Annotated in this window: 17 protein-coding genes; 14 read left to right on the top strand and 3 right to left on the bottom strand. The window is 46.5% G+C overall.

Translation table 11 applies throughout. From position 1 onward, the window contains the following. The 14 genes from AM279_RS05975 to AM279_RS05910 all read left to right on the top strand — a co-directional run bounded on the left by AM279_RS05975 (position 1) and on the right by AM279_RS05910 (position 18799). A complete protein-coding gene (locus AM279_RS05975; RefSeq protein ID WP_054406838.1) occupies positions 1-843 on the top strand; it encodes a lacto-N-biose phosphorylase central domain-containing protein in 843 nt (280 codons plus the stop codon). A 2-nt stretch (positions 844-845) separates the two neighbouring features. Beyond that, on the top strand, positions 846-2339 hold the full coding sequence (locus tag AM279_RS05970) for a tagaturonate reductase (protein ID WP_054410156.1): 1494 nt from the start codon (positions 846-848) through the stop codon (positions 2337-2339). Beyond that, positions 2339-3976 (top strand): UxaA family hydrolase, encoded by a 1638-nt coding sequence (locus AM279_RS05965; RefSeq protein WP_054406837.1) that lies wholly within the window; start codon positions 2339-2341, stop codon positions 3974-3976. The genes AM279_RS05970 and AM279_RS05965 overlap by 1 nt, the downstream gene beginning before the upstream one ends. A gap of 27 nt (positions 3977-4003) precedes the next feature. Next, on the top strand, positions 4004-5908 hold the full coding sequence (locus AM279_RS05960) for a rhamnogalacturonan lyase (RefSeq protein WP_082344188.1): 1905 nt from the start codon (positions 4004-4006) through the stop codon (positions 5906-5908). Then, a complete protein-coding gene (locus AM279_RS05955) occupies positions 5908-6672 on the top strand; it encodes a rhamnogalacturonan acetylesterase (RefSeq protein ID WP_054406836.1) in 765 nt (254 codons plus the stop codon). The genes AM279_RS05960 and AM279_RS05955 overlap by 1 nt, the downstream gene beginning before the upstream one ends. Before the next feature lie 78 nt (positions 6673-6750). Continuing rightward, entirely contained in the window at positions 6751-8178 is a 1428-nt protein-coding gene (locus AM279_RS05950; protein ID WP_054406835.1) for an alpha-d-galacturonidase, read from the top strand. Between the two features lie 26 nt (positions 8179-8204). Then, entirely contained in the window at positions 8205-9359 is a 1155-nt protein-coding gene (locus tag AM279_RS05945; protein WP_054406834.1) for a glycoside hydrolase family 88/105 protein, read from the top strand. Between the two features lie 389 nt (positions 9360-9748). Then, a complete protein-coding gene (gene rhaT / locus AM279_RS05940) occupies positions 9749-10837 on the top strand; it encodes an L-rhamnose/proton symporter RhaT (RefSeq protein WP_054406833.1) in 1089 nt (362 codons plus the stop codon). Positions 10838-10910: 73 nt separating this feature from the next. Continuing rightward, positions 10911-11225 carry an L-rhamnose mutarotase gene (gene rhaM, locus AM279_RS05935; RefSeq protein WP_054406832.1) on the top strand — a complete coding sequence of 105 codons (315 nt, stop codon included), beginning with the start codon at positions 10911-10913 and terminating at the stop codon, positions 11223-11225. 148 nt (positions 11226-11373) lie between these two features. Then, positions 11374-13470 (top strand): bifunctional rhamnulose-1-phosphate aldolase/short-chain dehydrogenase, encoded by a 2097-nt coding sequence (locus tag AM279_RS05930; RefSeq protein ID WP_054406831.1) that lies wholly within the window; start codon positions 11374-11376, stop codon positions 13468-13470. A 182-nt stretch (positions 13471-13652) separates the two neighbouring features. Then, on the top strand, positions 13653-14933 hold the full coding sequence (locus AM279_RS05925) for a sugar isomerase (RefSeq protein WP_054406830.1): 1281 nt from the start codon (positions 13653-13655) through the stop codon (positions 14931-14933). Positions 14934-15175: 242 nt separating this feature from the next. Continuing rightward, on the top strand, positions 15176-16549 hold the full coding sequence (locus AM279_RS05920) for an FGGY-family carbohydrate kinase (RefSeq protein ID WP_054406829.1): 1374 nt from the start codon (positions 15176-15178) through the stop codon (positions 16547-16549). Between the two features lie 36 nt (positions 16550-16585). After that, complete coding sequence (locus AM279_RS05915) at positions 16586-17734, top strand: alpha-hydroxy acid oxidase (protein ID WP_054406828.1); 1149 nt, start codon at positions 16586-16588, stop codon at positions 17732-17734. Positions 17735-17803: 69 nt separating this feature from the next. Next, positions 17804-18799 (top strand): glycoside hydrolase family 43 protein, encoded by a 996-nt coding sequence (locus tag AM279_RS05910; RefSeq protein WP_054406827.1) that lies wholly within the window; start codon positions 17804-17806, stop codon positions 18797-18799. Between the two features lie 97 nt (positions 18800-18896). On the opposite strand, the gene AM279_RS05905 is transcribed toward AM279_RS05910, so the two are convergent. From AM279_RS05905 to AM279_RS05895, 3 genes are all read right to left on the bottom strand, one after another. After that, complete coding sequence (locus AM279_RS05905; RefSeq protein ID WP_054406826.1) at positions 18897-19310, bottom strand: hypothetical protein; 414 nt, start codon at positions 19308-19310, stop codon at positions 18897-18899. A gap of 30 nt (positions 19311-19340) precedes the next feature. Then, on the bottom strand, positions 19341-19529 hold the full coding sequence (locus AM279_RS05900; protein ID WP_054406825.1) for a type II toxin-antitoxin system HicA family toxin: 189 nt from the start codon (positions 19527-19529) through the stop codon (positions 19341-19343). A gap of 199 nt (positions 19530-19728) precedes the next feature. After that, positions 19729-22170 carry a glycoside hydrolase family 3 C-terminal domain-containing protein gene (locus tag AM279_RS05895; protein WP_054406824.1) on the bottom strand — a complete coding sequence of 814 codons (2442 nt, stop codon included), beginning with the start codon at positions 22168-22170 and terminating at the stop codon, positions 19729-19731. Positions 22171-22593 lie beyond the last annotated feature (423 nt).

The raw sequence follows: 22593 nt of genomic DNA, 5'->3' as shown, positions 1-22593 counted from the left end.
ATGAAAATCAACTACAAAAAAGGCATTATGGCAGTGGCATCAGTCATTGCAATGGGCCCGCTGCCACAATGTATGTCTAAGAACAACGAAAAAACAGTAGCAGATGAAACACCTGTAAAAAAGGAACATACCGTACTGCTGGATTACTATTACAATAACGAATACCGCAAAAATGCCGCAGGCCAGCAGGAACGCTGGCACTACACGTGGGAAGACACCATTTACAGCGGCTATTCATGGTTTGGCAAAACCTTTACAGACCAGGGCGCTAAACTGGCATCATTAACCACGCAGCCTACTGCTAAAGATTTGGGCAAGGCATCTGTTTATATTATAGCCGACCCTGATACCGAAAAAGAAACGCCAACCCCCAATTTTATGGACGAAAAAGCCGCCACTGTTATTGCCGAATGGGTAAAACAGGGCGGGGTGCTGGTACTGTTAACCAACGATAGCGGCAATGCCGAATTGCAAAAATTCAACACGCTGAGCGATAAGTTTGGCATCCATTTTAATGAAGACAGCCACAACCGCGTTAAGAACGATGTGTATGAGCAGGGTGCGGTAATTACGCCTGCCGGGCATGAAATATTTGGTACACCTAAAAAGCTGTTTATAAAAGAATACAGTTCGCTAACGCTTACCGGCACTGCAAAAGCTACTGTTACACACAACAATAACAACCTTATGGCGGTGGCTAAATATGGCAAAGGCACTGTGTTTGCCCTGGGCGACCCGTGGGTGTATAATGAATATACCGATGGCAAAAAGCTGCCCAAAGATTTCCAGAATTATGAAGCCGCACAGGAACTGGCCAAATGGCTGCTAAAACAAGCAAAATAAAAATGCAACTATCTAAAGCTAACCTACAACACATTAAAAATACAGGAATACAGGTTCCTGATGAAAAACTATTTAACCTGCCTGAAAAGGTACTGCAATTTGGCACCGGTGTTTTACTGCGCGGCCTGCCCGATTATTTTATAGACAAGGCAAACAAGCAGGGCGTTTTTAACGGACGTGTGGTAATTGTAAAATCAACCGGCGGCAATAATGACGATTTTGTGCAGCAGGACAGCCTGTACACCGTGTGCGTACGTGGCCTTGAAAACGGCGCTGAGGTTAAAGAAGACATCATAAACGCATCGGTAAGCCGTGTGCTTACCGCCAAGACTGATTGGAATGCCATACTGCAATGTGCACACAACCCGGAAATGAAAATTGTACTTTCTAATACTACAGAGGTTGGCATTCAATATGTGGAAGAAAATGTGCTTACCGGAGTTCCGGAATCATTCCCCGGCAAGCTGCTGGCGTTTTTATATGAGCGCTACAAAGCCTTTGATGGTGGTGCTGATAGCGGCCTGGTTATCGTTCCTACAGAGCTGATTACCGATAATGGCGACAAGCTGAAAGCCATTGTGCTGCAACTGGCGCAATTCAACAAGCTGGAAGATGGTTTTATAAACTGGATTAATAGCAATAATACGTTCTGTAATTCACTTGTAGACAGGATTGTTCCCGGAAGGCCATCAGGGGCAGATTTAGAAGCCATTGAAAATGCGCTTGGTTATACCGACGCCGTGCTTACCATGAGCGAACCCTTTCGCCTGTGGGCAATAGAAGGCGATGAAAAAGTAAAGGAAACCCTGTCATTTTATAAGGTTGACGATGCTGTAAAAATTGAGCCGGACATTACCCTTTATAAAGAACTAAAGTTAAGGATACTTAACGGTACACATACCTTTAACTGTGGCCTGGCATTTTTGTGTGGCTTTGGCCTTACCCGTGAGGCCGTGGCTGATGCGCACTACAGTGTGTTTACCAAACAGCTTATGCAACAGATAAGCAATGCCATTCCGTTTGAAATTGATGAGGCGGTAAAAGCGGCGTTTGCCAAAAACACGTTCGAGCGTTTTTGCAACCCGTTCATCAACCATCAGTGGCTGAGCATTACCGTGCAGTACACCAGCAAAATGAAAATGCGCAACGTGCCGTTGCTGCTCAACCATTATAAAAAATACAACAATGTACCGCAATACATGGCATTGGGTTTTGCAGGCTACCTGCTGTATATGAAGCCGGTAAAGAAAGAAGGCAATGCCTATTTTGGCGAATATAACGGCCAGGTGTATGAAATAAAAGACGATTCGGCAGACTATTTCTACAACCTGTGGCAAAACCATACGGCTGAAGAAGTGGCTGATGCTGTGCTGAATGATACCACACTTTGGGAAACCAGCCTTGCTGCGCTACCGGGGTTTGCCCACGCCGTAAAAACATACATGAAAAATATAGAAAGCGGTGCACTTCGCGCCGTTGCCATGCTTGAGGAATAATGAAACACAGGGTTTTAAAGGTACATAACGCCGACAATGTAATCGTAGCCTTAACTGATTTGGTTAGGGGCGAAATAATTGCCTTTGAGGGGCAGGACTATGTTTTGCAGGAAGATATTCCCGCAAAGCACAAGTTTTATATGCAAGATATGCAGCCCGGCGATGCCGTAACTATGTATGGCGTTTTGGTTGGTAAAATTCAGTTGCCTGTAACCGCAGGCAGCCGCATGAGTACCGAAAACCTGAAACATGCCGCCGAGCCCTATGCCTACCGTAATGCGGCGTTTGAATGGCATGCACCCGATGTTTCACGATTTGAAGGCCATACTTTTAACGGCTACCACCGTGCAGATGGCAGGGTAGGCACGGCCAATTACTGGTTGTTTATCCCTACCGTATTCTGTGAAAACCGCAACCTTGATGTTATCCGCGAGGCTATGCATAACGAGTTGGGCTATGCGGTTACTGATAAGTACAAACAATTTACACACCAACTGCTGGAAGCCCATAACAAGGGTGAAACACTGGCTGATGTTGACCTGTCTCCATCGGCAAACAAGCAAAACAGGCCGTTTAAAAATGTAGACGGTATAAAATTCCTGAACCACCAGGGCGGTTGTGGAGGGATCCGTCAGGATGCTGCCGTGCTAAGTAAACTGCTGGCTGCCTATGCCGACCATCCTAATGTGGGCGGTGTAACGGTATTGAGCCTGGGCTGCCAGAACCTGCAAATGCAGGATTTTTTGGCTGACCTTAAAGCGCACAACCCTGAATTTAATAAGCCGTTGTTTTTGTTTGAACAGCAGCAGTCGCAAAGCGAAGAGCAAATGATTGCCGGTGCCATCCGCCAAACGTTTGAAGGCCTGGTGGAAATCAATAAGCTCGAACGGCAGCCTGCGCCAATCAGCAAACTAAGCCTGGGTGTAAAATGCGGTGGCAGCGATGGCTTTAGTGGTATATCGGCAAACCCATCCGTTGGTTATTGTGCAGATTTGCTTGTGGCGCTGGGCGGACAGGTGCTACTGGCAGAATTCCCTGAGCTGTGCGGCGTAGAGCAGGAGCTGGTAGACCGTTCGGTAAACCGGGAAACTGCCGAAAAATTTATGCACCTCATGAAAAGTTATGACAGGATTGTTACCAATGCCGGGTCGAGCTTTAGTATGAATCCTTCGCCGGGCAATATAAAAGACGGCCTGATTACCGATGCCATAAAGAGTGCCGGTGCAGCCAAAAAAGGAGGTACATCGCCCGTGGTAGCGGTACTTGATTATACCGAGCCTGCCACAAAACCCGGCCTTAACCTGGTGTGTACACCGGGTAACGATGTAGAAGCTACAACCGGTAAAGCCGCAAGCGGTGCAACGCTTATACTGTTTACAACAGGGTTAGGCACACCTACCGGCAACCCCGTGTGCCCCGTAATTAAGGTATCTACAAACAGCAGCCTTACAAAGCGTATGGGCGATATTATAGATGTAGATTGCGGCCCGGTGATTGAAGGTGAAAAGACTATTCAACAAATGGGTGAACAGATACTCGAATACTGTATTAAGGCAGCGAGTGGCGAAGTAATCCCCAAGGCTGTACAACTCAACCAGGACGATTTTATTCCGTGGAAACGGGGTGTTTCTCTATAAGACAATAAACGCTAAACCAACATAAAAATGACTACAACCTTTTACCATAAAGCGCGGTTTAGGGGCGCTTTTTGCACCCTTTTGCTACTTTTTAGTTTTGCTAACGTGCTGGCACAGCGCAATATGGAGTATTTAAAACGTGGCGTGGTGGCAGTACCGCAGCAGGATGGCATCTTTGTAAGCTGGAGGCTTTTAGGTACCGAAGACAAGGCCACGGCCTTTAACCTGTACCGCAAAACCGATGGTAAAGAAACAAAGCTTAACGCCAAACCACTTACCAAAGGCACTAACTTTTTAGATACCAAAGCCGATAAGGCAAAAGAAAATACCTACTATGTAAAAGCCCTTTCGGGGAAGAAAGAATTGGCAGATGACAGCCGTTTTACCCTGAAGGCAAATGCACCGGCTTACTTGTCAATCCCGCTAAAAACACCTGAGGGCTATGCCCCCGGCGATGCTTCGGTGGCCGACCTTGATGGCGATGGCGAATATGAAATTGTACTGCACCAAACCGGCAAGGCGCACGACAACAGCCACGATGGCCCTACCGACCCGCCTATTTTCCAGGCGTATAAGCTTGATGGCACCCTGATGTGGACCATTAACCTGGGCAAAAACATCCGCGAAGGCGCACACTACACGCAGTTTATTGTGTATGACCTTGACGGTGATGGCATTGCCGAAGTAGCCATGAAAACCGCCGATGGTTCGGTAGACGGCAAGGGTAAGGTAATAGGCGATGCAACTAAAAACTGGGTAAACGAAACCGGGCACATACTGCTGGGGCCGGAATACCTTACTGTTTTTGACGGGCGTACCGGCGCTGAAATTCATACCGTTAAGTATGAAGTACCCCGCCACCCTGATACCGAAAACCCTACGCCCGAACAGCTTAAGGAAATTTGGGGTGATGGGAACGGCAACCGCAGCGACCGTTTCCTGGCAGCAGCGGCTTATCTTGACGGTAAAAACGCCAGCCTGGTTATGTGCCGCGGCTATTACACCCGCACGGCCATTGCAGCCTATGATTTTAAGGACAAAAAGCTGAGCCTGCGCTGGTTGTTTGATTCAGACACATCGGAAGAAAACCGCAAGTACCGCGGGCAGGGTAACCACAACCTTTCGATTACCGATGTAGATGGCGATGGTAAGGATGAAATTGTGTATGGCGCCATGACCATTAATGATAACGGCAAGGGGCTGCACAGCACAGGCTTTGGCCACGGCGATGCCCTGCACGTGGGCGACCTTGACCCAACCCGTCCGGGCATTGAGATATTTGATATACAGGAGCGTTTTGACGATGCCGGTATGCACATGCGCGATGGCAAAACGGGAGAGGTATTATGGAAAATAGCCTCGGTAGAATCGCGTAAGGAAGATAAATTTCAGGGGCCGGGCAGGGGGCTTTCGCTTAATATAGACCCACGCTACCCGGGTAGTGAGTGCTGGGTTACAGGTGCCGGCATTACCGGCCTGTATGACAGCAAAGGCAACCGCATAGGCGAAAATATACCGGCCTGTAACTTTGGTATTTACTGGGACGGCGACCTGCTAAGCGAAATATTAAACGGCACCGTGATAGACAAGTGGGATTACATGAACGGAACTACAAAAGTGCTGCTGGACACCAAAGATTTTGACTGTGCTTCTAACAACGGTACTAAAAGTACACCTGTATTGTCGGTTGATTTGTTTGGTGACTGGCGCGAGGAGGTAATCTATCGCACAACTCATAATAAAGAACTGAGGATTTTCAGTACAAACATCCCAACAGAACACAGGCTGTATACCCTTATGCACGACCCGCAATACAGGTTAAGCATTGTGTGGCAAAACGTGGCTTACAACCAGCCTCCGCACGCAAGCTTTTATATAGATGAGAAAATGCCCGAACAGCCTAAACCCAACATTACTGTAAAGAAAAAATAATGAAGCTTAAACATATCATATTCGCCATGTTGTTCTTTACAGCTTTGGGACATGCACAAAAAACCACGCTGTATATTATTGGCGATTCTACCGTAAAGAACGGTAGTGGCAAGGGGTCTGACTCGCTGTGGGGGTGGGGCAGCTTTATGAATACCCATTTTGATACCCTAAAACTTGATATACAAAACCATGCCATGGGTGGGCGCAGCAGCCGCACCTTTATTAACGAAGGCCGTTGGGATGCCATTCTCAAAACGCTTAAAAAAGGCGATTTTGTAATGATACAATTTGGCCATAACGATGGCAGCCCTGTGAATGATACGCTCCGTGCACGTGGCACCCTGCCGGGTATTGGTAATGACAGTGTGCAGATTCACAATCTTATAACTAAGAAAGATGAAACGGTGTACAGCTATGGCCACTACATGCGCAAATTTGTAAACGAGGCCAAAGCCAAAGGTGCTACAGCCATTATTTGCAGCCCCGTGCCGCGCAATAACTTTCAGCCGGACGGGACTATAAACAAAGACAAATATGCCGCCTGGGCTAAGGATGTGGCTACAGAAACCGGGGCATATTTTATTCCGCTCAATGACCTTATTATTGAGGCTTACCAAAAAGCGGGGCCTGATGTGGTAAAAAATTATTTTCCTAAAGACCATACCCATACCGAGAAAAACGGCGCTATACTTAACGCTGAACAGGTTGTAAAAGGGCTAAAGAAGCTTAAGAAGTGCCCGTTAAACCGGTATGTAAAGAAGTAAAGTATAAAGTATCAGGACAGCACAGGATAAACAAACACTATGGGATGCATAATTTTCAACTTTAAACAATTATGTGTTGTGAAAAAAACAGTATTCTTAAAAATAGTAGCCTTTACCCTTATAAGTGTTTTTTATAGTGCCTGTAATTCTACGGCAGTACCACAGTATACATCGGTTGCCGTAAAAGCCCCGTTTGCCATGGACTCTGTCAGGCTGTTTGTGTATCCAGAAAAGGATTTCAACATTAAAGAGTATGGCGCTGTTGAAGGTGGAAAAGTTAAGAATACGCAGGCTATAGCCAAAGCCATTGCGGCCTGTAATAAAGCAGGCGGTGGAAGGGTAATAATACCAAACGGCACATGGCTTACAGGCCCAATTCATTTTAAAAGTAATGTAAACCTGCACCTTGAAGATAATGCCGTTATAACTTTTACTGATAATCCTAACGATTATCTGCCGGCTGTAATGACCTCTTGGGAAGGGTTTGAGTGTTATAATTATTCGCCCCTTTTGTATGCCTTTGAGTGCGAAAATATAGCCATTACGGGCAAAGGCAGCCTTAGCCCTGTTATGGATAACTGGCGAAAATGGTTTCCCAGGCCGGAGCCGCACATGGAGGCATTAAAATCGTTATACAAAATGGCGGCTGAAGGTGTGCCTGTAGAAAAAAGGCAAATGGCAGTAGGGCAAAACAACCTGCGTCCGCACCTTATACAGTTTAACAGGTGTAAAACAGTACTGCTTGACGGTTTTACCATAAAAAACAGCCCCTTTTGGACCATACACATGTATATGACAAATGGTGGTGTGGTGCGCAACCTTAATGTTGAAGCAAAAGGCCATAATAACGATGGTATTGACCTTGAAATGAGCCGTAATTTTCTTGTAGAAGACTGTCTGTTTAACCAGGGTGATGATGCCGTAGTTATAAAATCAGGTTCAAACCAGGACGGCTGGAGACTTGATACGCCATCTGAAAATATTGTAATACGCAACTGTAAAATTACTGCCGGGCATTTGCTTTTGGGTATTGGCAGCGAAATATCGGGTGGTATCCGCAATGTGTACATGCACGATTGTGTGGCGCCAAATACAGTGCACCGCCTGTTTTTTATAAAAACCAACCACCGCAGGGGCGCTTTTGTAGAAAACATTTACATGGAAAATATTAAGACCGGTGGCACGCTTCGTGTTCTTGAAATTGATACCGATGTGCTGTACCAGTGGCGCACGCTGGTGCCAACTTATGAAGAGCGCATTACCCGTATAGACGGCATACACATGAAAAACATTGAGTGTAAGTCGGCACACCTGATTTATGAGTTGAAAGGCGATAAGAAGCTGCCCGTTAAAAATGTAGAAATGGAGAATGTGCACGTTGCCACTGTTGGCGATACCATAAACCCGGTTCAGTTTGTTGAAAACCTGAAAACAGAGAATATAACGTATGATAAGGTTGATGCCGCTGCGGTATCTGAACTTGAAAAATACCTGAACAATAAATAACAGCTTAGCTGATTAAGAAATATCTAATGAAAAAAATACTATTAACGGGTGTTGTAGCCCTAAGCCTTGTGCTTTATTCGTGTAAAACGCAAAAGAGTGTTGCAGGCAATGAAATTCCGTCCAAAGCTTCGGTATTGGAAGTAATGCAGCGTTCTAACAATTACTTTATGCAAAAGTGGCCGGATCCGGGTGCGCCTACCTTTGGCGGTGGCAAAGAACGCAGCAGCAACCTGTGGACAAGGGCTGTATACTATGAAGGCCTTATGGCAATGTATGAGATAGATAAAGATAAAAAATACTATGATTATGCCGTGCTGTGGGGCGAAAGGCACAAATGGGGGCTGCGCGGCGGTATGGAAACCCGCCATGCCGATAACCACTGTGCAGGGCAAACCTATATAGACCTGTATAACCTTGATGGAGGTAAGCATCCGGAGAGGGTTAAGGATATAAAAGCCTCTATAGACCGCATGATGGCTACCGATAAGATAGACGATTGGGACTGGATAGATGCGCTGCAAATGGCTATGCCGGTGTATGCAAAGCTGGGTAAGCTGTATAACGACAACAGGTATTTTGAGCGTAATTACCAAATGTATGCCTACACTAAAAACAAACATGGCGGAAACGGCCTTTACAATCGTGAAGACAAGCTGTGGTGGAGGGATAAGGATTTTGTTCCGCCGTATGCTGAGCCTAACGGGGAAGATTGCTACTGGAGCCGTGGCGATGGCTGGGTAGTAGCTGCCCTGGTGCGCACACTGGATATTACCCCTAAGACAGACCCGCATTATGCCGAGTACCTGCAGGATTATAAAGACCTGCTTTCGGCATTGCCGGCCATACAAAGGGCAGACGGGCTTTGGAATGTAAGCCTGCACGACCCAACACATTTTGGCGGTAAAGAAATGACAGGCAGCGCCCTGTTTGTATACGGTATGGCGTATGGCATAAACAAAGGTATTATAGACCGTGATACCTATCTGCCCGTATTGCTAAAAGCGTGGAATGCCATGGTGGCCGACTGCGTGCAGCCAACCGGGTTTTTAGGCTGGGTGCAGGGCACGGGCAAAGAGCCTAAAGACGGGCAGCCGTTAGCCGTAAACAAAGAACCTGATTTTGAAGATTACGGGCTTGGGTGTTTCCTTCTTGCGGGCAGCGAAGTGTACAAGCTTAAGTAATAGTTTAACAAGGTTAGGATATATTTTTTTTAAACACAAAGTGCACCAGGTTTTTTCACAAAGTGCACTATAGAAAACCGCCTGTTGGCGGAAGAACACAAAGCTTTGTGTTCTTTAAAATGGTGTTTATCCTGACAGCTTCGTGTTCTTCGTGAAAGCTTGATGGCCTTTGCGTTTAAAATTCTTTACTCAGGATTTATAAAATTAAAATAAGGTTATATATTTATGTAGTAGCGGGTAAAATTACAGTATGTAAAATTTTACCTGCTTTTTTTTGCCCTTTCGGCAGAAATACATGACACTACATGATGGTGGTTTTTTAAGTAAACCTTACTTTTCGGCAACCAAATCAACAGGCTTTTAGCCGATAATAAAACAACCAATTTGTTATGAGTGCACTCTTAGGTGTTATATTCCATTTTATAGGAGGGTTTGCCTCCGGAAGTTTTTATATACCCTTTAAAAAAGTAAAAGGCTGGTCGTGGGAAACCTACTGGCTTGTAGGCGGAATTTTTTCGTGGCTTATAGTGCCACCACTTGCTGCCTGGCTTACCATACCTGATTTTTGGAATATAATTGCCGAGGCTAAAGGCTCTGTAATAGTGCTGGCGTTTTTGTTTGGCGTGCTGTGGGGCATAGGTGGTTTTACTTATGGGCTGGGTGTGCGCTATTTGGGTGTGGCGTTGGGCAGTAGTGTAATACTTGGGCTGTGCATGGTGTTTGGCTCGTTGCTGCCATCTATTTATTATGAAATATATCCTGAACCCGGTAAAGACAGTATTAGCGCCATAGCGGGCTCCGCGTGGGGGCAAATGGTGCTGCTTGGGCTGTTTATATGTATTATAGCTATTGTTATTTGTGGCAAGGCCGGTGTAATGAAAGAAAAACAGCTTAAGGTTGTGGGTACTGACCCGCACGGGGCATCGGTGGCAACCGAATATAAATTTGGCTTAGGATTACTGGTATCCATCATATCAGGTGTACTGAGCGCCTGCTTTAATTTTGGCCTTGAAGCCGGAAAACCCATGGCCGATGTGGCTAACGAGCTTTGGAAAGCCGCAAACCCCGGCCATGGCGAATTCTTGTTCCAAAATAACGTAACGTACATAGTAGTGCTGTGGGGCGGTTTGCTGAGCAACCTTGTGGGCTGCCTGTTCCTGGCTATTAAAAATAAAACCCTAAGCGATTATCGCAAACCAAATGTGCCGGTGCTGGCAAATATTATTTTTTGTGCGCTGGCGGGTACTACATGGTTTTTGCAATTTTTCTTCTATGGTATGGGCGAAAGCCGCATGGGCAACGGCCCAAGTTCGTGGATACTGCATATGGCATTTATCATCTTTATTGCCAACCTGTGGGGCATTATCCTAAAAGAATGGAAAGGCGTAAACCGGAAAACAGTAATAACCATAACGCTGGGCATTTTAGCCATACTGCTATCGGTAATGGTGGTAGGTTATGGTAATTCGCTTAAGTAGATTTTAGCTGTCAGCTTTCAGCTCTTAGCCATTTTTAAAACACTGAACCCTGAACATTAAACATTGAACATACATGAAACGACTCGCATTTAAAATGCAGCTGTATAGAGGCTATGAAGACGAATATAAAAAGCGCCATGATGAAATTTGGCCTGAACTGCACAGCCTTTTAAAACAAACCGGCGTAAGCGATTACAGTATTTTTCTGGATGAAAGCACTAATGCGCTTTTCGGTACACTGCTGGTTGAAGATGAGGCTGCATTTGCCGATTTGCCTTCGCACCCCGTAATGCAAAAATGGTGGGCCTACATGAAAGATATTATGGAAAGCAACCCTGATAACTCACCGGTAAGCACGCCGCTTGCTGAGGTGTTTTATATGTCGTAAGCCTCTCTTAAGTGTTTGATAATTATTCTTATAACCGCCATACAAATTTTTTGCTGCCTGACAGCATGGTACAGGATACTGCCTTTAGCTGATTAAGGTATTTTTGACCCAATTCTTTAAGACATTCACTAATTATCGTGATAATAAAATGGTAAAAAATTTTCAGTACGTAGACTATTTATGGGACGAGCAAAAAGCTGCATCGTTTGGCGATGACCAAGTGGCTTTGTTCCTGTACCGCTCAAATATTTTGGGCGCAGATTTAAGGATAACCAACTATGGCGGTGGCAACACTTCCTGCAAAACAATAGAAAAAGACCCCCTTACCAACGAAGAAGTTGAGGTAATGTGGGTAAAAGGCTCCGGTGGCGATATAGGCACACTTACCCGCAGCGGTATTGCCGGGCTGTACACCGGGCGTCTGCGCGACCTTAAAAACGTTTACGGCGGCCTGGCCGACGAAGACCGTATGGTGGGCCTTTTTAACCACTGTATTTACGACCTTGACAGCAAGGCACCGTCTATCGACACCCCGCTGCACGGCCTGCTGCCGTTTAAGCACATAGACCACCTGCACCCCGATGCCCTTATTGCCGTTGCCGCCGCTAAAGACAGCGAGCAGGTAACTAAAGAAATATGGGGCGATACCATGGGCTGGGTACCATGGCAGCGCCCCGGTTTTGACCTGGGCCTTCAGTTGGAAAAATGCCTTAACGATAACCCGGGTATCCGCGGTATAGTGCTGGGCAGCCATGGCCTGTTTACATGGGGCGACACCTCTTATGAGTGCTACATGAACAGCCTTGAGGTTATTGAAATGGCATCAGAATACATTGCCAAAAAAATAAAGGAAAAAGGCAGCGTTTTTGGCGGGCAGAAAATAGAAAGCCTGGGCAAAGAAGCACGCCTTGACAAAGCCGCGGTTATTATGCCGCTATTGCGCGGATTGGCATCGAGCGAAAACCGTATGGTGGGCCATTTTACCGATAGCGATGTGGTACTGGAGTTCATTAACAGTAACGACCTCGACCGCCTTGCACCGCTGGGTACCAGCTGCCCAGACCACTTTTTGCGTACCAAGATTCAGCCATTGGTATTGAATCTTTCTACCGGTGAAAATGTAGAAGATACCGCAGCTGTATTAGAGAAGCTAAAACCGGCTTTTGCACAGTACCGCGAAGAATACAAGCAGTACTATGAAACCTGCAAGCACCCTAACAGCCCCGCCATGCGCGACCCTAACCCAGTGATTATCATTTATCCGGGAGTGGGTATGTTCAGCTTTGCGAAAGACAAGCAAACCGCACGTGTGGCGAGTGAGTTTTACGTTAACGCCATAAACGTTATGCGTGGTGCTGAGGCCATTACAGAATATACATCACTACCAAGGCAGGAAGCCTTTGATATAGAATACTGGCTGCTTGAAGAAGCCAAGCTGCAGCGCATGCCTGCCGAGAAACCGCTGAGCCGTAAGGTGGCTATTGTTACCGGTGGCGGTGGGGGTATAGGTAAGGCTATTGCCGATAAGCTTGTGGCCGAAGGCGCTGTTGTGGTGCTTACCGACCTGAGCAAAGATGCGCTTGATGCCGCCCTTAAAACCTATAAAAAAGACCAGGCCGAAGTAGTGGTGTGCGATGTAACAAACGAAGCCGCTATTGCCGAAGCCTATAAAAAAGCCAGCCTTGCCTTTGGTGGGGTAGACATTATAGTGCACTCAGCCGGGCTTGCCATATCTAAATCGCTGGAAGATACTACGCTTAAGGATTGGGATTTACTGCAAAACGTACTGGTTAAAGGCCAGTTTATGATGGCGCAGCAGGGCGTTGCCATTATGCGCAAACAGGGCCTTGGCGGCGATATTGTAAACATTGCCAGCAAAAACGGCCTTGTGGCCGGGCCTAACAACGTGGGCTATGGCACTGCCAAAGCTGCACAGCAGCACATGACGCGCCTGCTTGCCGCAGAGCTTGCGGCAGATAAAATACGTGTAAATACAGTAAACCCGGATGGTGTTATTGTAGGCAGCAAAATATGGGAAGGCGAGTGGGCCGAGGGCCGCGCCAAAGCATACGGCATTAGCGTTGAGGAGCTACCGGCGCACTATGCCAAGCGCAACCTGCTTAACGAGATTATTTTACCCGATGATATTGCAAACGGTGTATTTGCCTGCGTAAGCGTACTGAACAAAAGCACCGGCAACACCATAAATGTAGACGGCGGCATGGCAAATGCCTTCGTTAGATAAAAGTTTAAAAAGCCAGCCACTAATTTCACGAATCAGCACAAATAAATTATTGGGAATTTGTGAAATTAGTGGCAAAAAATACATAAAAGCTACGAATTAGACGGATTTAATTTTAGCTATTCAGATAAAAATGATTAGTATAAATTAGTGTAATTAGTGGCAAACAATAAAACCAAACCACAATGAAGATTACCCAACAGCATATTGCTGACTTAAATAAAGTACAGGATGCCACCTACCAGGCAGAGCTTGGCCTGCTTGAGGCAAAGCTGGGCCGTAAGGGCATTAACCTGCAGGATGTTATTAACAAAGTAGCCCAATTCCAGGTGGCCATACCCAGCTGGGCATTGGGCGCAGGCGGCACACGCTTCGGGCGTTTTTCTTATGGGGGAGAGCCTTCTACCTTAGAACAAAAGCTTGACGATATAGGGCTTATCCACGCATTAACCAAGTCGGCGGGTGCGGTATCGCTGCACATTCCGTGGGATATCCCGCAGGATTACAAGGCCATTAAAGAATTGGCACAAAGCCACGACATCCTTTTTGATGCCGTAAACAGCAACACGTTCCAGGACCAGGCCGGTGCCAAAAACAGCTACAAATTCGGTTCGCTATGCAGTTCTGTAGATGCTTCGCGCGAACAGGCTGTACAACACAACCTTGAGGTAATAAAAATAGGCGACCAGCTGGGCTCAAAAAGCCTTACTGTTTGGCTTGCAGATGGCAGTAATTTCCCGGGGCAGCGCAATTTCCAGACAGGCTTAATTCATACCGAAGACAGCCTTAAAAAAATCTACGCCGGTATGCCCGATGACTGGAAACTGTTTATAGAATACAAACCGTATGAACCTAACTTCTACAGTACTGTAATTCAGGACTGGGGTACATCGTTCATGCTGGCAAATGCCTGTGGTGAAAGGGCCTATACACTGGTAGACCTTGGGCACCACCTGCCCAATACCAACATAGAGCAGATTGTAGCTACATTAATGTACAAGGGCAAGCTGGGCGGTTTCCACTTTAACGACAGCAAGTATGGCGATGACGATCTTACTGTGGGTTCGATAAAACCTTATGCCCTGTTCCTGATATTTAACGAACTGGTGTATGGTATGCAGAACAACCCGCAAAATCCATACCCGGCCTGGATGATAGATGCCAGCCACAACATAAAAGACCCGTTGGAAGACCTTATACAATCGCTTGAGGCCATCCGCATTGCCTATGCCACAGCGCTTTTGGTAGACCAGGATGCACTTAAGGCTGCACAGCTTGATAACGATGTGGCATTGTGCCAGGAACTGCTCCAGGATGCGTACCGTACTGATGTAAGGGCCATACTAAAAGCCGCCCGTATACAAAGCGGCGCTGTTGCCGACCCGATTGCCGCTTACAGGAGCCTTGCCGTGCGCAGTGCGCTTATAAACGAAAGGGGAACAGCGAGTAAGGCAACAGGGTTGTAATAATATTAGAATTTAAAGTTTTTGAGATACAGTATAGCACCCCTACGGGGTGCTATATTTATAGCATTTACAGTTTTGGGAAGGCAGGAGCTCCGTAGGAGCGGCATGTAAACGGTTATATGCCGTCCCTACGGGACTCGGTTACCAGCCGGTTAAACTTTGCTATATATATGACGCTCCTATGGAGCTGAACAAAATATTGATTCCGCACGCTTCTCATAGTGTTAAGAATATAAATAGTTATGACAAGAGTAAACGCCGTTTTTGACATAGGCAAGACCAATAAAAAATTCTTCCTTTTTGACGAAGAATACCGCGAGGTGTTCCGTGAATACACGCGCCTGCCCGAAACGGCAGACGAAGACGGCTACCCAACCGAAGACCTTGAGCTGCTGCGCAAATGGATAAAAGACACCTTTGATGCCGCGCTTGCCAAAACGGAATTTAACATACATACCGTAAATTTTTCGTCTTACGGTGCCAGCCTGGTGCACCTTGATTACAAAGGCCAGCCGCTAACGCCGTTGTACAACTATACCAAGGATTTTGATCCTGAAACTGCCGCTGCCTTCTACGCAAAATACGGCGGGGAAATGGCCATTGCCAAAGAAACGGCATCGCCACAGGCTGGGTTTTTAAATTCGGGATTACAACTGTATTGGTTAAAGGAACGTAAGCCTGAGATTTTCAGTAAAATAAAATACAGCCTGCACCTGCCGCAATACCTATCTTATTTGTTTACAGGTATACCGGTTAGCGAATACACCAGCATAGGCTGCCATACCAACCTTTGGGATTACGACAGGGAAGACTATCACCGCTGGGTATATGCCGAGGGTATAGACCGCATTTTGCCCCCCATTGTGCCTACATCAGCGAGCATTAATACAACCTACCAGGACCATAAGCTAAAGATAGGCGTGGGCATACACGACAGTTCGTCGGCACTATTGCCTTACATCTTAAGCAAGAAAAAGCCGTTTTTGCTGCTGTCTACCGGCACGTGGAGCATTGCGCTAAACCCGTACAGCACCGAGAGCCTTACCGAAAAGGATATTGAAGACAACTGCCTTAATTACCTGCGTATAGACGGTAAACGTGTAAAGGCATCGCGCTTTTTTATGGGTAACGAATACCGCCTGCAGGTAGAAAAACTAAGCGAATACTTTGGTAAGGAATATGGCTACCACCACGACATTACTTTTGATGCTGATATTTATCTGAAACGGGTTAAAGACCCTGCGGTGTACTTCGAGTTTGGCGGAGTCCTGCAAAAACAGGAAGTGGAGGCCGGCCTTACAGCCTTCGGCAGCTTTGAGGAGGCCTACCACCAACTGATGATTGAGCTTATGAACCAGCAAATCAGCGTGATTACAAACGCCATTGGCGACAGCGATATCAAAACCATTTACATAGATGGCGGCTTTACTGATAACGATGTGTTTATGAAACTCATGTCGCACCATTTCAGTAGCTTTAAGGTGCTCAGCACGCAGTCGCCACTGGGCTCTGCGCTTGGTGCTGCCATGGTTATATCAGACAAAAAGGTAACCAATAAGTTTTTAAAGGAAAATTATGCCATGAAAAAACTGGTGCCCTTGTTTTTTGATGTATAGGACTATCCGTACATTTACGGCAAACTAAACCATAAAATGCAATTAAAATACAACAGCAATTATCCTTCGGTAGAAGACCTTATAAAACGCGCCAAACAAAAAGTGCCGCGCTTTGCCTTTGAATACCTTGACGGTGGCTGTAATGAGGACGTAAACCTTATTAAAAACACCGCTGAAATTCGCGATGTAGAGCTTAAGCCATACTACCTGAGCAAACACATAGCGTCAACCCAAAAGACAGAACTTTTTGGGCATACCTATGATGCGCCTTTTGGTATTGCGCCCGTGGGCTTACAGGGGCTTATGTGGCCCAACGCGCCCGAAATCCTGGCGAAAGCCGCTTATGAACATAATATTCCGTTTATTTTAAGCACGGTTACTACGGCCAGTATAGAACGTATTGCCGAAATTACGCACGGGCGCGCCTGGTACCAGCTGTACCATCCGGCGGAAGCCAGTGTAAGGGACAGCATTATTAAGCGCGCTGAGGCGGCTGAATACCCTGTACTTGTGGTATTGTGCGACGTGCCAACCTTTGGTGTAAGGCCAAGGGACATCCGTAACGGGCTTGCCATGCCTCCGCGTATGACCCTGCGTAATATCATGCAGATTTTAGGCAGGCCGGAGTGGGCCATGAAAACCCTGATACACGGCCAGCCAAGTTTTAAAACGCTGGAACCGTATATGGAAAAAGGGCTGAGCATGAAGCAGCTGGGCCAGTTTATGAACCGCACCTTTAGCGGCAGGGTAAATGAGGAGCGTATAGCGCCCATCCGCGATATGTGGAAAGGCAAGCTGGTACTAAAAGGTGTTGCCAGCGCCGAGGATACCGAAATGGCTATCCGCCTGGGGTTTGATGGCGTTATTGTAAGCAACCACGGCGGCAGGCAGCTTGATGCCGGGCAGAGTGCCATTGCATCTATGCAGCCTATTGTAGAAAATTATAAAGACAAGATTAAGATAATGATGGACAGCGGCATTCGCAGTGGGGTAGATGTGGCCCGAACGCTTGCCAGCGGCGCCGACTTTACCTTTATGGGGCGCACCTTTATGTACAGCGTGGCAGCATTGGGTAACGAGGGTGGCAACCACGCCATTAGTATGCTTAAGGTACAGCTGCAACAGGTTATGGAGCAGGTGTGCTGCGAAAGGGTGCAGGATTTCCCGAACCACCTTATAAAATAACGGTCTTAAATAAAAGAAACTAAATCCGGAGTACTGTAATGGCGTTCCGGATTTTTAATATACAGAGATATGAAAAATATTACTTTGCTTGGGTTGCTGTTGCTTACGGTAACTGTTTCGGCGCAGCGCAGGGAACGTAAGCCACGTACAAATGTGCCGGTGGATTCTATTGTGATGAGCGACCCGTTTATCCTGGCCGATAAAAAGACCAATATGTACTACATGACGGGCACGGGCGGGCAGCTGTGGAAAAGCAAAGACCTGAAGCTTTGGGACGGCCCCTATAACGTAGCCCAGACCGACAGCACCTCCTGGATGGGGCCTAAGCCTATGATTTGGGCAGCGGAAATCCATCAGTACAAAAACAAATACTACTACTTTGCCACGTTTACCAACCGCGATGTTAAGATTGATACCGTTAACGGCAACGTGATTGAACGCCGTGCCAGCCATGTGCTGGTAAGCGACAAACCCGATGGCCCGTATGTACCCATGAAAGATAAAACGTACCTGCTGGCGGATAAACCTACGCTCGACGGTACATTCTGGATTGATAAAGACGGCAAGCCGTACATGGTATACTGCTACGAATGGCTTCAGGCGATTGACGGTACTATGGAAAAAATCGAGCTCAAGCCCGACCTGAGTGGGTCGGTAGGGGAAGGGAAGCTGATGTTTAAAGCAAGCGATTCGCCGTGGAGCCGGGAGAAGGACCCTAACGGAAAAGATATACCTAACCGCGTTACCGATGGGCCTTACCTGTTTAAAACCGGCACAGGCCGCCTGGGCATGATATGGACAAGCTGGGTGTATGATGTGTACACGCAGGGTGTGGCTTATTCTAAAAGCGGAACGCTAAACGGGCCGTGGGTGCAGGAAAAAGAACCTATTACCCCGCCTAACTTTGGGCACGGCATGCTGTTTATTACCCTTAACGGCAAGCTGCTTATGTGCCTGCACAGCCATAAGGAAGAAGCCAACGGGCACTACCACCGTGTGCCGCACTTTTTTGAGGTAGACCTTAAAGGCGATAAGCTTGTGGTGGGTAAGGCGTTTGTGCCGTGATTTTAGGTGGGTTTGTCATTTCGACGAAGGAGAAATCTCAGAGATTCTTCGACTCCGCTAAAGCTTCGCTCAGAATGACAAACCTGACCTATTGATATTAAGAACTAAGACTCAAATCGCTCAGCTCATCAGCTAATTTATGTAAGCCTTGAGATATTTTTTTAAGCTTATCGCCAGACAATGATGCCAGACCTTTTGTGTATTGCCTGAACAAGCTTGTATTCATATTTACATATTGTTCTGCGAAAGCAGATTTATTAATCACTGTAAAATATTCAAAAAATTGCTCAAGGTCAATTACATAATTAAGTTTAAAATCGTCAACTTTTAATGAAGAAGCCTTCATTTCGTTTTGATACTCAACGTATTCTTCTAATACTTCATTAAAATTTTCCTTCAATTCAGAAATAGAATCGCCAACGGTAATTAAACCATCTACTTCTTTTGCGTATGCAGAAAAACCAGTACCTGTTTTTTCTACAATTACTGTAAGTTCTTTAAATTCACTCATAAGTTTGGAACCATACCATAAGCGGCAGGACTATTTAAGCCCTGCTGCTTTAAGTATGCTGAAATAGGTTCCGTTTGCCATTTCCTTACCGGGATGCCTCGGAACCGTTAATTGATTTTCTTTTGTTGGATGCCGATACAAATCGTGTTTTTTACCATTTTTGTGCAAATACCAACCATCTGCCTTTAGCAGTTTTAAAAGTTCTGAAATCTTTGCCATGATTGCAAATTTTTATTTTTTTTTGATTTTTAACCGCTCTTTCCATCATACTTGGTTTTAAAATTCGACAGTGTAAATATATAACAAAAATGTTATATAACGAATTTGTTATAGTTTTTTTTAGAACAAAAAAAGACCATCTTTACAGATGGCCTTTTTCAAAAACAAAACCCAAATTTAAGATTTATGAACACTGCCGTTACGGCTTAATGTCTTTGTATTGTTTATCTGGTGCAAAGGCAGGTGTTACCTTTTCGGCAACAATTTCTTTGGCTACGATAAAGATGGCGGTTTTGCCCTTGTCGTTTGATGCTCCTGCTGCCTTTACGGTATATTTGCCGGGTTCTGCAACCCAGGCTACCTGCTGCTCACTAAACGAAGCCAGGTCTTTCGCGGTAAGCGTAAAGGTTAGCATTTGGCTTTCGCCCGGGGCAAGGGTTTTGGTCTTGCCAAAGGCTTTCAGCTCCTGTACGGGCTTATCCATTGTTTTTCCGGGCGCCGATACATACAGCTGTACCACTTCTTTACCGGCAGCTTTACCAGTATTTTTTACTATTACGGCGGCGGTTATACTGCCGTTAAAATTTTTGGCCGACAGCTTAACATCTTTATACTCAAATGTGGTGTAGGATTTACCATGCCCAAAAGCAAATGACGGCTTTACCTTAAATGAGTCGAAATAGCGGTAGCCCACATACACGCCCTCTTCATACGTAACATCATCAGGGTCGGCCCCTGCGGGTGTACCCGGCCAGTTCTTGGCAGACGGTGTATCTTCATACTTTATGGGGAAAGTCATGGTCAGCTTGCCCGACGGGTTAACCTTGCCGCCCAGCACATCGGCTACTGAGTTGCCGCCTTCCTGGCCCGGCTGCCATGCCAGCAGTATGGCATCAACCTTATCTTTCCAGCCAGCGGTTTCAATCACGCCGCCTATGTTTAGTATTACGACTACCTTTTTGCCTTTGGCGTGAAACGCTTTGCTCACACCGTCTATCAGCCTGTGCTCGTCTTCGCCCAGGTTAAAGTCGTTATCAATAACGCGGTCGCTGCCCTCGCCGCTGTTACGCCCTATGGTTATAAAGGCCACATCGTTTTTGGCGGCAAGCTGCTCCAGTTCCTGCTGGGTAAATTCCATTTCAATAAGCCTTAAGTGCCTTGCCAGCTTGTTCAGCTTTTTGCGGCGCTCCTCTTCGGCAGTTTTAACCTTATTGGTATACGGAATGTACTGTGCCTTAAGGGCTTCGTCTACCTTAAAGCCTGCGTTAGACATACCTTCCAACAGCGAAACGGTGTAGGCCTCGTTTACATCGCCGCTGCCCGTACCACCCGAAATAAAGGCGTAAGACGTAACGCCAAAGGCTGCAATACTTTTAGAAGTATCAGTAAACGGCAGTGCATTGCCCTCATTTTTAAGCAGAATCATGCCTTCTGCCGCCACATCGCGCGTTACCTGTGCGTGTGCCTTAAGGTTGGGCTTGCTGCTGTAGTTATACTTTTGCATAATGGGGCTTTGCAGTACCATTTGCAATATCCTTTTTACGCTGTTATCAACATCCTCACGGCTCAGGGTGCCATTTTGCATGGCCTGCAGTATGGCGGCGCGCTGTTCTTTCATGCCGGGCATAAGCAGGTCGTTTCCGGCGCCTACCTGGGCAGCCACATTGCTGCTGATGCCCACAAGCTCCTGCAGGGAATGATACCCCCCATACCAGTCGCTCATTACCACGCCGTTAAAACCCCACTCGTTGCGGAGGATGTTGGTAAGCAGCTCACGGCTTTCTGAGGTATACGTGCCGTTTATAAGGTTGTAGCTGCTCATTACCGTCCACGGCTTCGACTCCCTTATGGCAATTTCAAAATTGCGCAGGTAAATTTCGCGCATGGCACGGTGGCTTATGTGTTCGTTAACCGAAAATCGGTTGGTTTCCTGGTTGTTAGCGGCATAGTGCTTTAAAGAAGTGCCCACGCCGTTAGCCTGAATGCCGTTTATCATGGCAGCGGCTATTTTGCCTGCCACCACCGGGTCTTCAGAATAATATTCGTAGTTGCGCCCACACAGCGGGTTGCGGTGTATGTTTAGGGCAGGGGCAAGGAGTACATCTATGCCGTATTCTTTGGTTTCGCTGCCAATGGACCGGCCCACGCTTTCAATAAGGGCGGTGTTCCAGGTGCTGGCCAGCGATGTACCCACGGGGAAAGCCGTACAGTAATAAGTATTAGTGTCGTTTTCACGGATGGGCTTAATGCGCAGTCCGGCAGGGCCATCGGCCAGTAGTGCGGCGGGTATGCCCAGGCGCTCAATGGCAAGGGTGGTGCCCGCAGCGCCCGGCACGCGGCCTTCTACAGAGCCTACCACGTTGGTAAGCCCGTCGTTACCGGGTTTTCCGGTTCCGGTAAGATATGCGGCCTTTTCTTCGTCGGTCATCTGGTTTACCAGGTCGTTAACGCGCTCCTCAAGGCTCAGGCGGTAGTCTTCATACACGTCGAGCCTGCCGTTGTGGTTAAGGTCGGCAAACGGGAGGTCGTCAACCGTTATAACCGGCGGGTCTATAGGGTTAACCGATGGGGCAGGGGCGGCAGCAAGCAGCGCAGCCAGCACCGGGAGGATAGAAAAGGCAAAGCAGTATTTTTTTTTCATTTGTGAAAGGAAATTTTAGTGGCCAAATTAAGCGAAAACAAACTCCGAAAGTGAAATATTAAGCACTTAGTACTAAACTGTTTACTGTTAAAATTAGCAGCTATTGGCTGCTTTTACGGTAGTTATAACGTTATAGTTTATAATGGCAATATTACGGTTGATAAATCGATTTACCAAATAAATAATGTAATTTTATAGCACAATAATAAATATTTTTATAAATTCGAACCGAAATTTTAATCAAATCATCAGATACTATATAAGTATAGAGGCAGATTTTAAGTGTTAAAATGCCTTTTGCACCAAACTGGTAAACTTTACCTTAAAAAATACGCTGATTGCCGCAAACTGTGTGCTGATAACCATAAAAGGAATACCTTTGCAGCAGTAAAAGCCATATAAAGCGATTTTTGAATATATAAG

Source organism: Flavobacterium akiainvivens (genome assembly GCF_001278115.1).
Taxonomy (GTDB): Bacteria; Bacteroidota; Bacteroidia; order Flavobacteriales; family Flavobacteriaceae; genus Flavobacterium; species Flavobacterium akiainvivens.
This window is presented reverse-complemented; position numbering and strand designations above follow the sequence as displayed.

Excerpts from the sequence above, each read along its gene's own strand:
- AM279_RS05920 (WP_054406829.1), top strand. The coding sequence starts at position 15,176 with ATGACAAGAGTAAACGCCGTTTTTGACATAGGCAAGACCAATAAAAAA.
- AM279_RS05945 (WP_054406834.1), top strand. The coding sequence starts at position 8,205 with ATGAAAAAAATACTATTAACGGGTGTTGTAGCCCTAAGCCTTGTGCTT.
- rhaM (WP_054406832.1), top strand. The coding sequence starts at position 10,911 with ATGAAACGACTCGCATTTAAAATGCAGCTGTATAGAGGCTATGAAGAC.
- AM279_RS05915 (WP_054406828.1), top strand. The coding sequence starts at position 16,586 with ATGCAATTAAAATACAACAGCAATTATCCTTCGGTAGAAGACCTTATA.
- AM279_RS05895 (WP_054406824.1), bottom strand. The coding sequence starts at position 22,170 with ATGAAAAAAAAATACTGCTTTGCCTTTTCTATCCTCCCGGTGCTGGCT.
- AM279_RS05970 (WP_054410156.1), top strand. The coding sequence starts at position 846 with ATGCAACTATCTAAAGCTAACCTACAACACATTAAAAATACAGGAATA.
- AM279_RS05960 (WP_082344188.1), top strand. The coding sequence starts at position 4,004 with ATGACTACAACCTTTTACCATAAAGCGCGGTTTAGGGGCGCTTTTTGC.
- AM279_RS05955 (WP_054406836.1), top strand. The coding sequence starts at position 5,908 with ATGAAGCTTAAACATATCATATTCGCCATGTTGTTCTTTACAGCTTTG.
- AM279_RS05975 (WP_054406838.1), top strand. The coding sequence starts at position 1 with ATGAAAATCAACTACAAAAAAGGCATTATGGCAGTGGCATCAGTCATT.
- rhaT (WP_054406833.1), top strand. The coding sequence starts at position 9,749 with ATGAGTGCACTCTTAGGTGTTATATTCCATTTTATAGGAGGGTTTGCC.
- AM279_RS05965 (WP_054406837.1), top strand. The coding sequence starts at position 2,339 with ATGAAACACAGGGTTTTAAAGGTACATAACGCCGACAATGTAATCGTA.
- AM279_RS05930 (WP_054406831.1), top strand. The coding sequence starts at position 11,374 with ATGGTAAAAAATTTTCAGTACGTAGACTATTTATGGGACGAGCAAAAA.
- AM279_RS05905 (WP_054406826.1), bottom strand. The coding sequence starts at position 19,310 with ATGAGTGAATTTAAAGAACTTACAGTAATTGTAGAAAAAACAGGTACT.
- AM279_RS05910 (WP_054406827.1), top strand. The coding sequence starts at position 17,804 with ATGAAAAATATTACTTTGCTTGGGTTGCTGTTGCTTACGGTAACTGTT.
- AM279_RS05925 (WP_054406830.1), top strand. The coding sequence starts at position 13,653 with ATGAAGATTACCCAACAGCATATTGCTGACTTAAATAAAGTACAGGAT.
- AM279_RS05900 (WP_054406825.1), bottom strand. The coding sequence starts at position 19,529 with ATGGCAAAGATTTCAGAACTTTTAAAACTGCTAAAGGCAGATGGTTGG.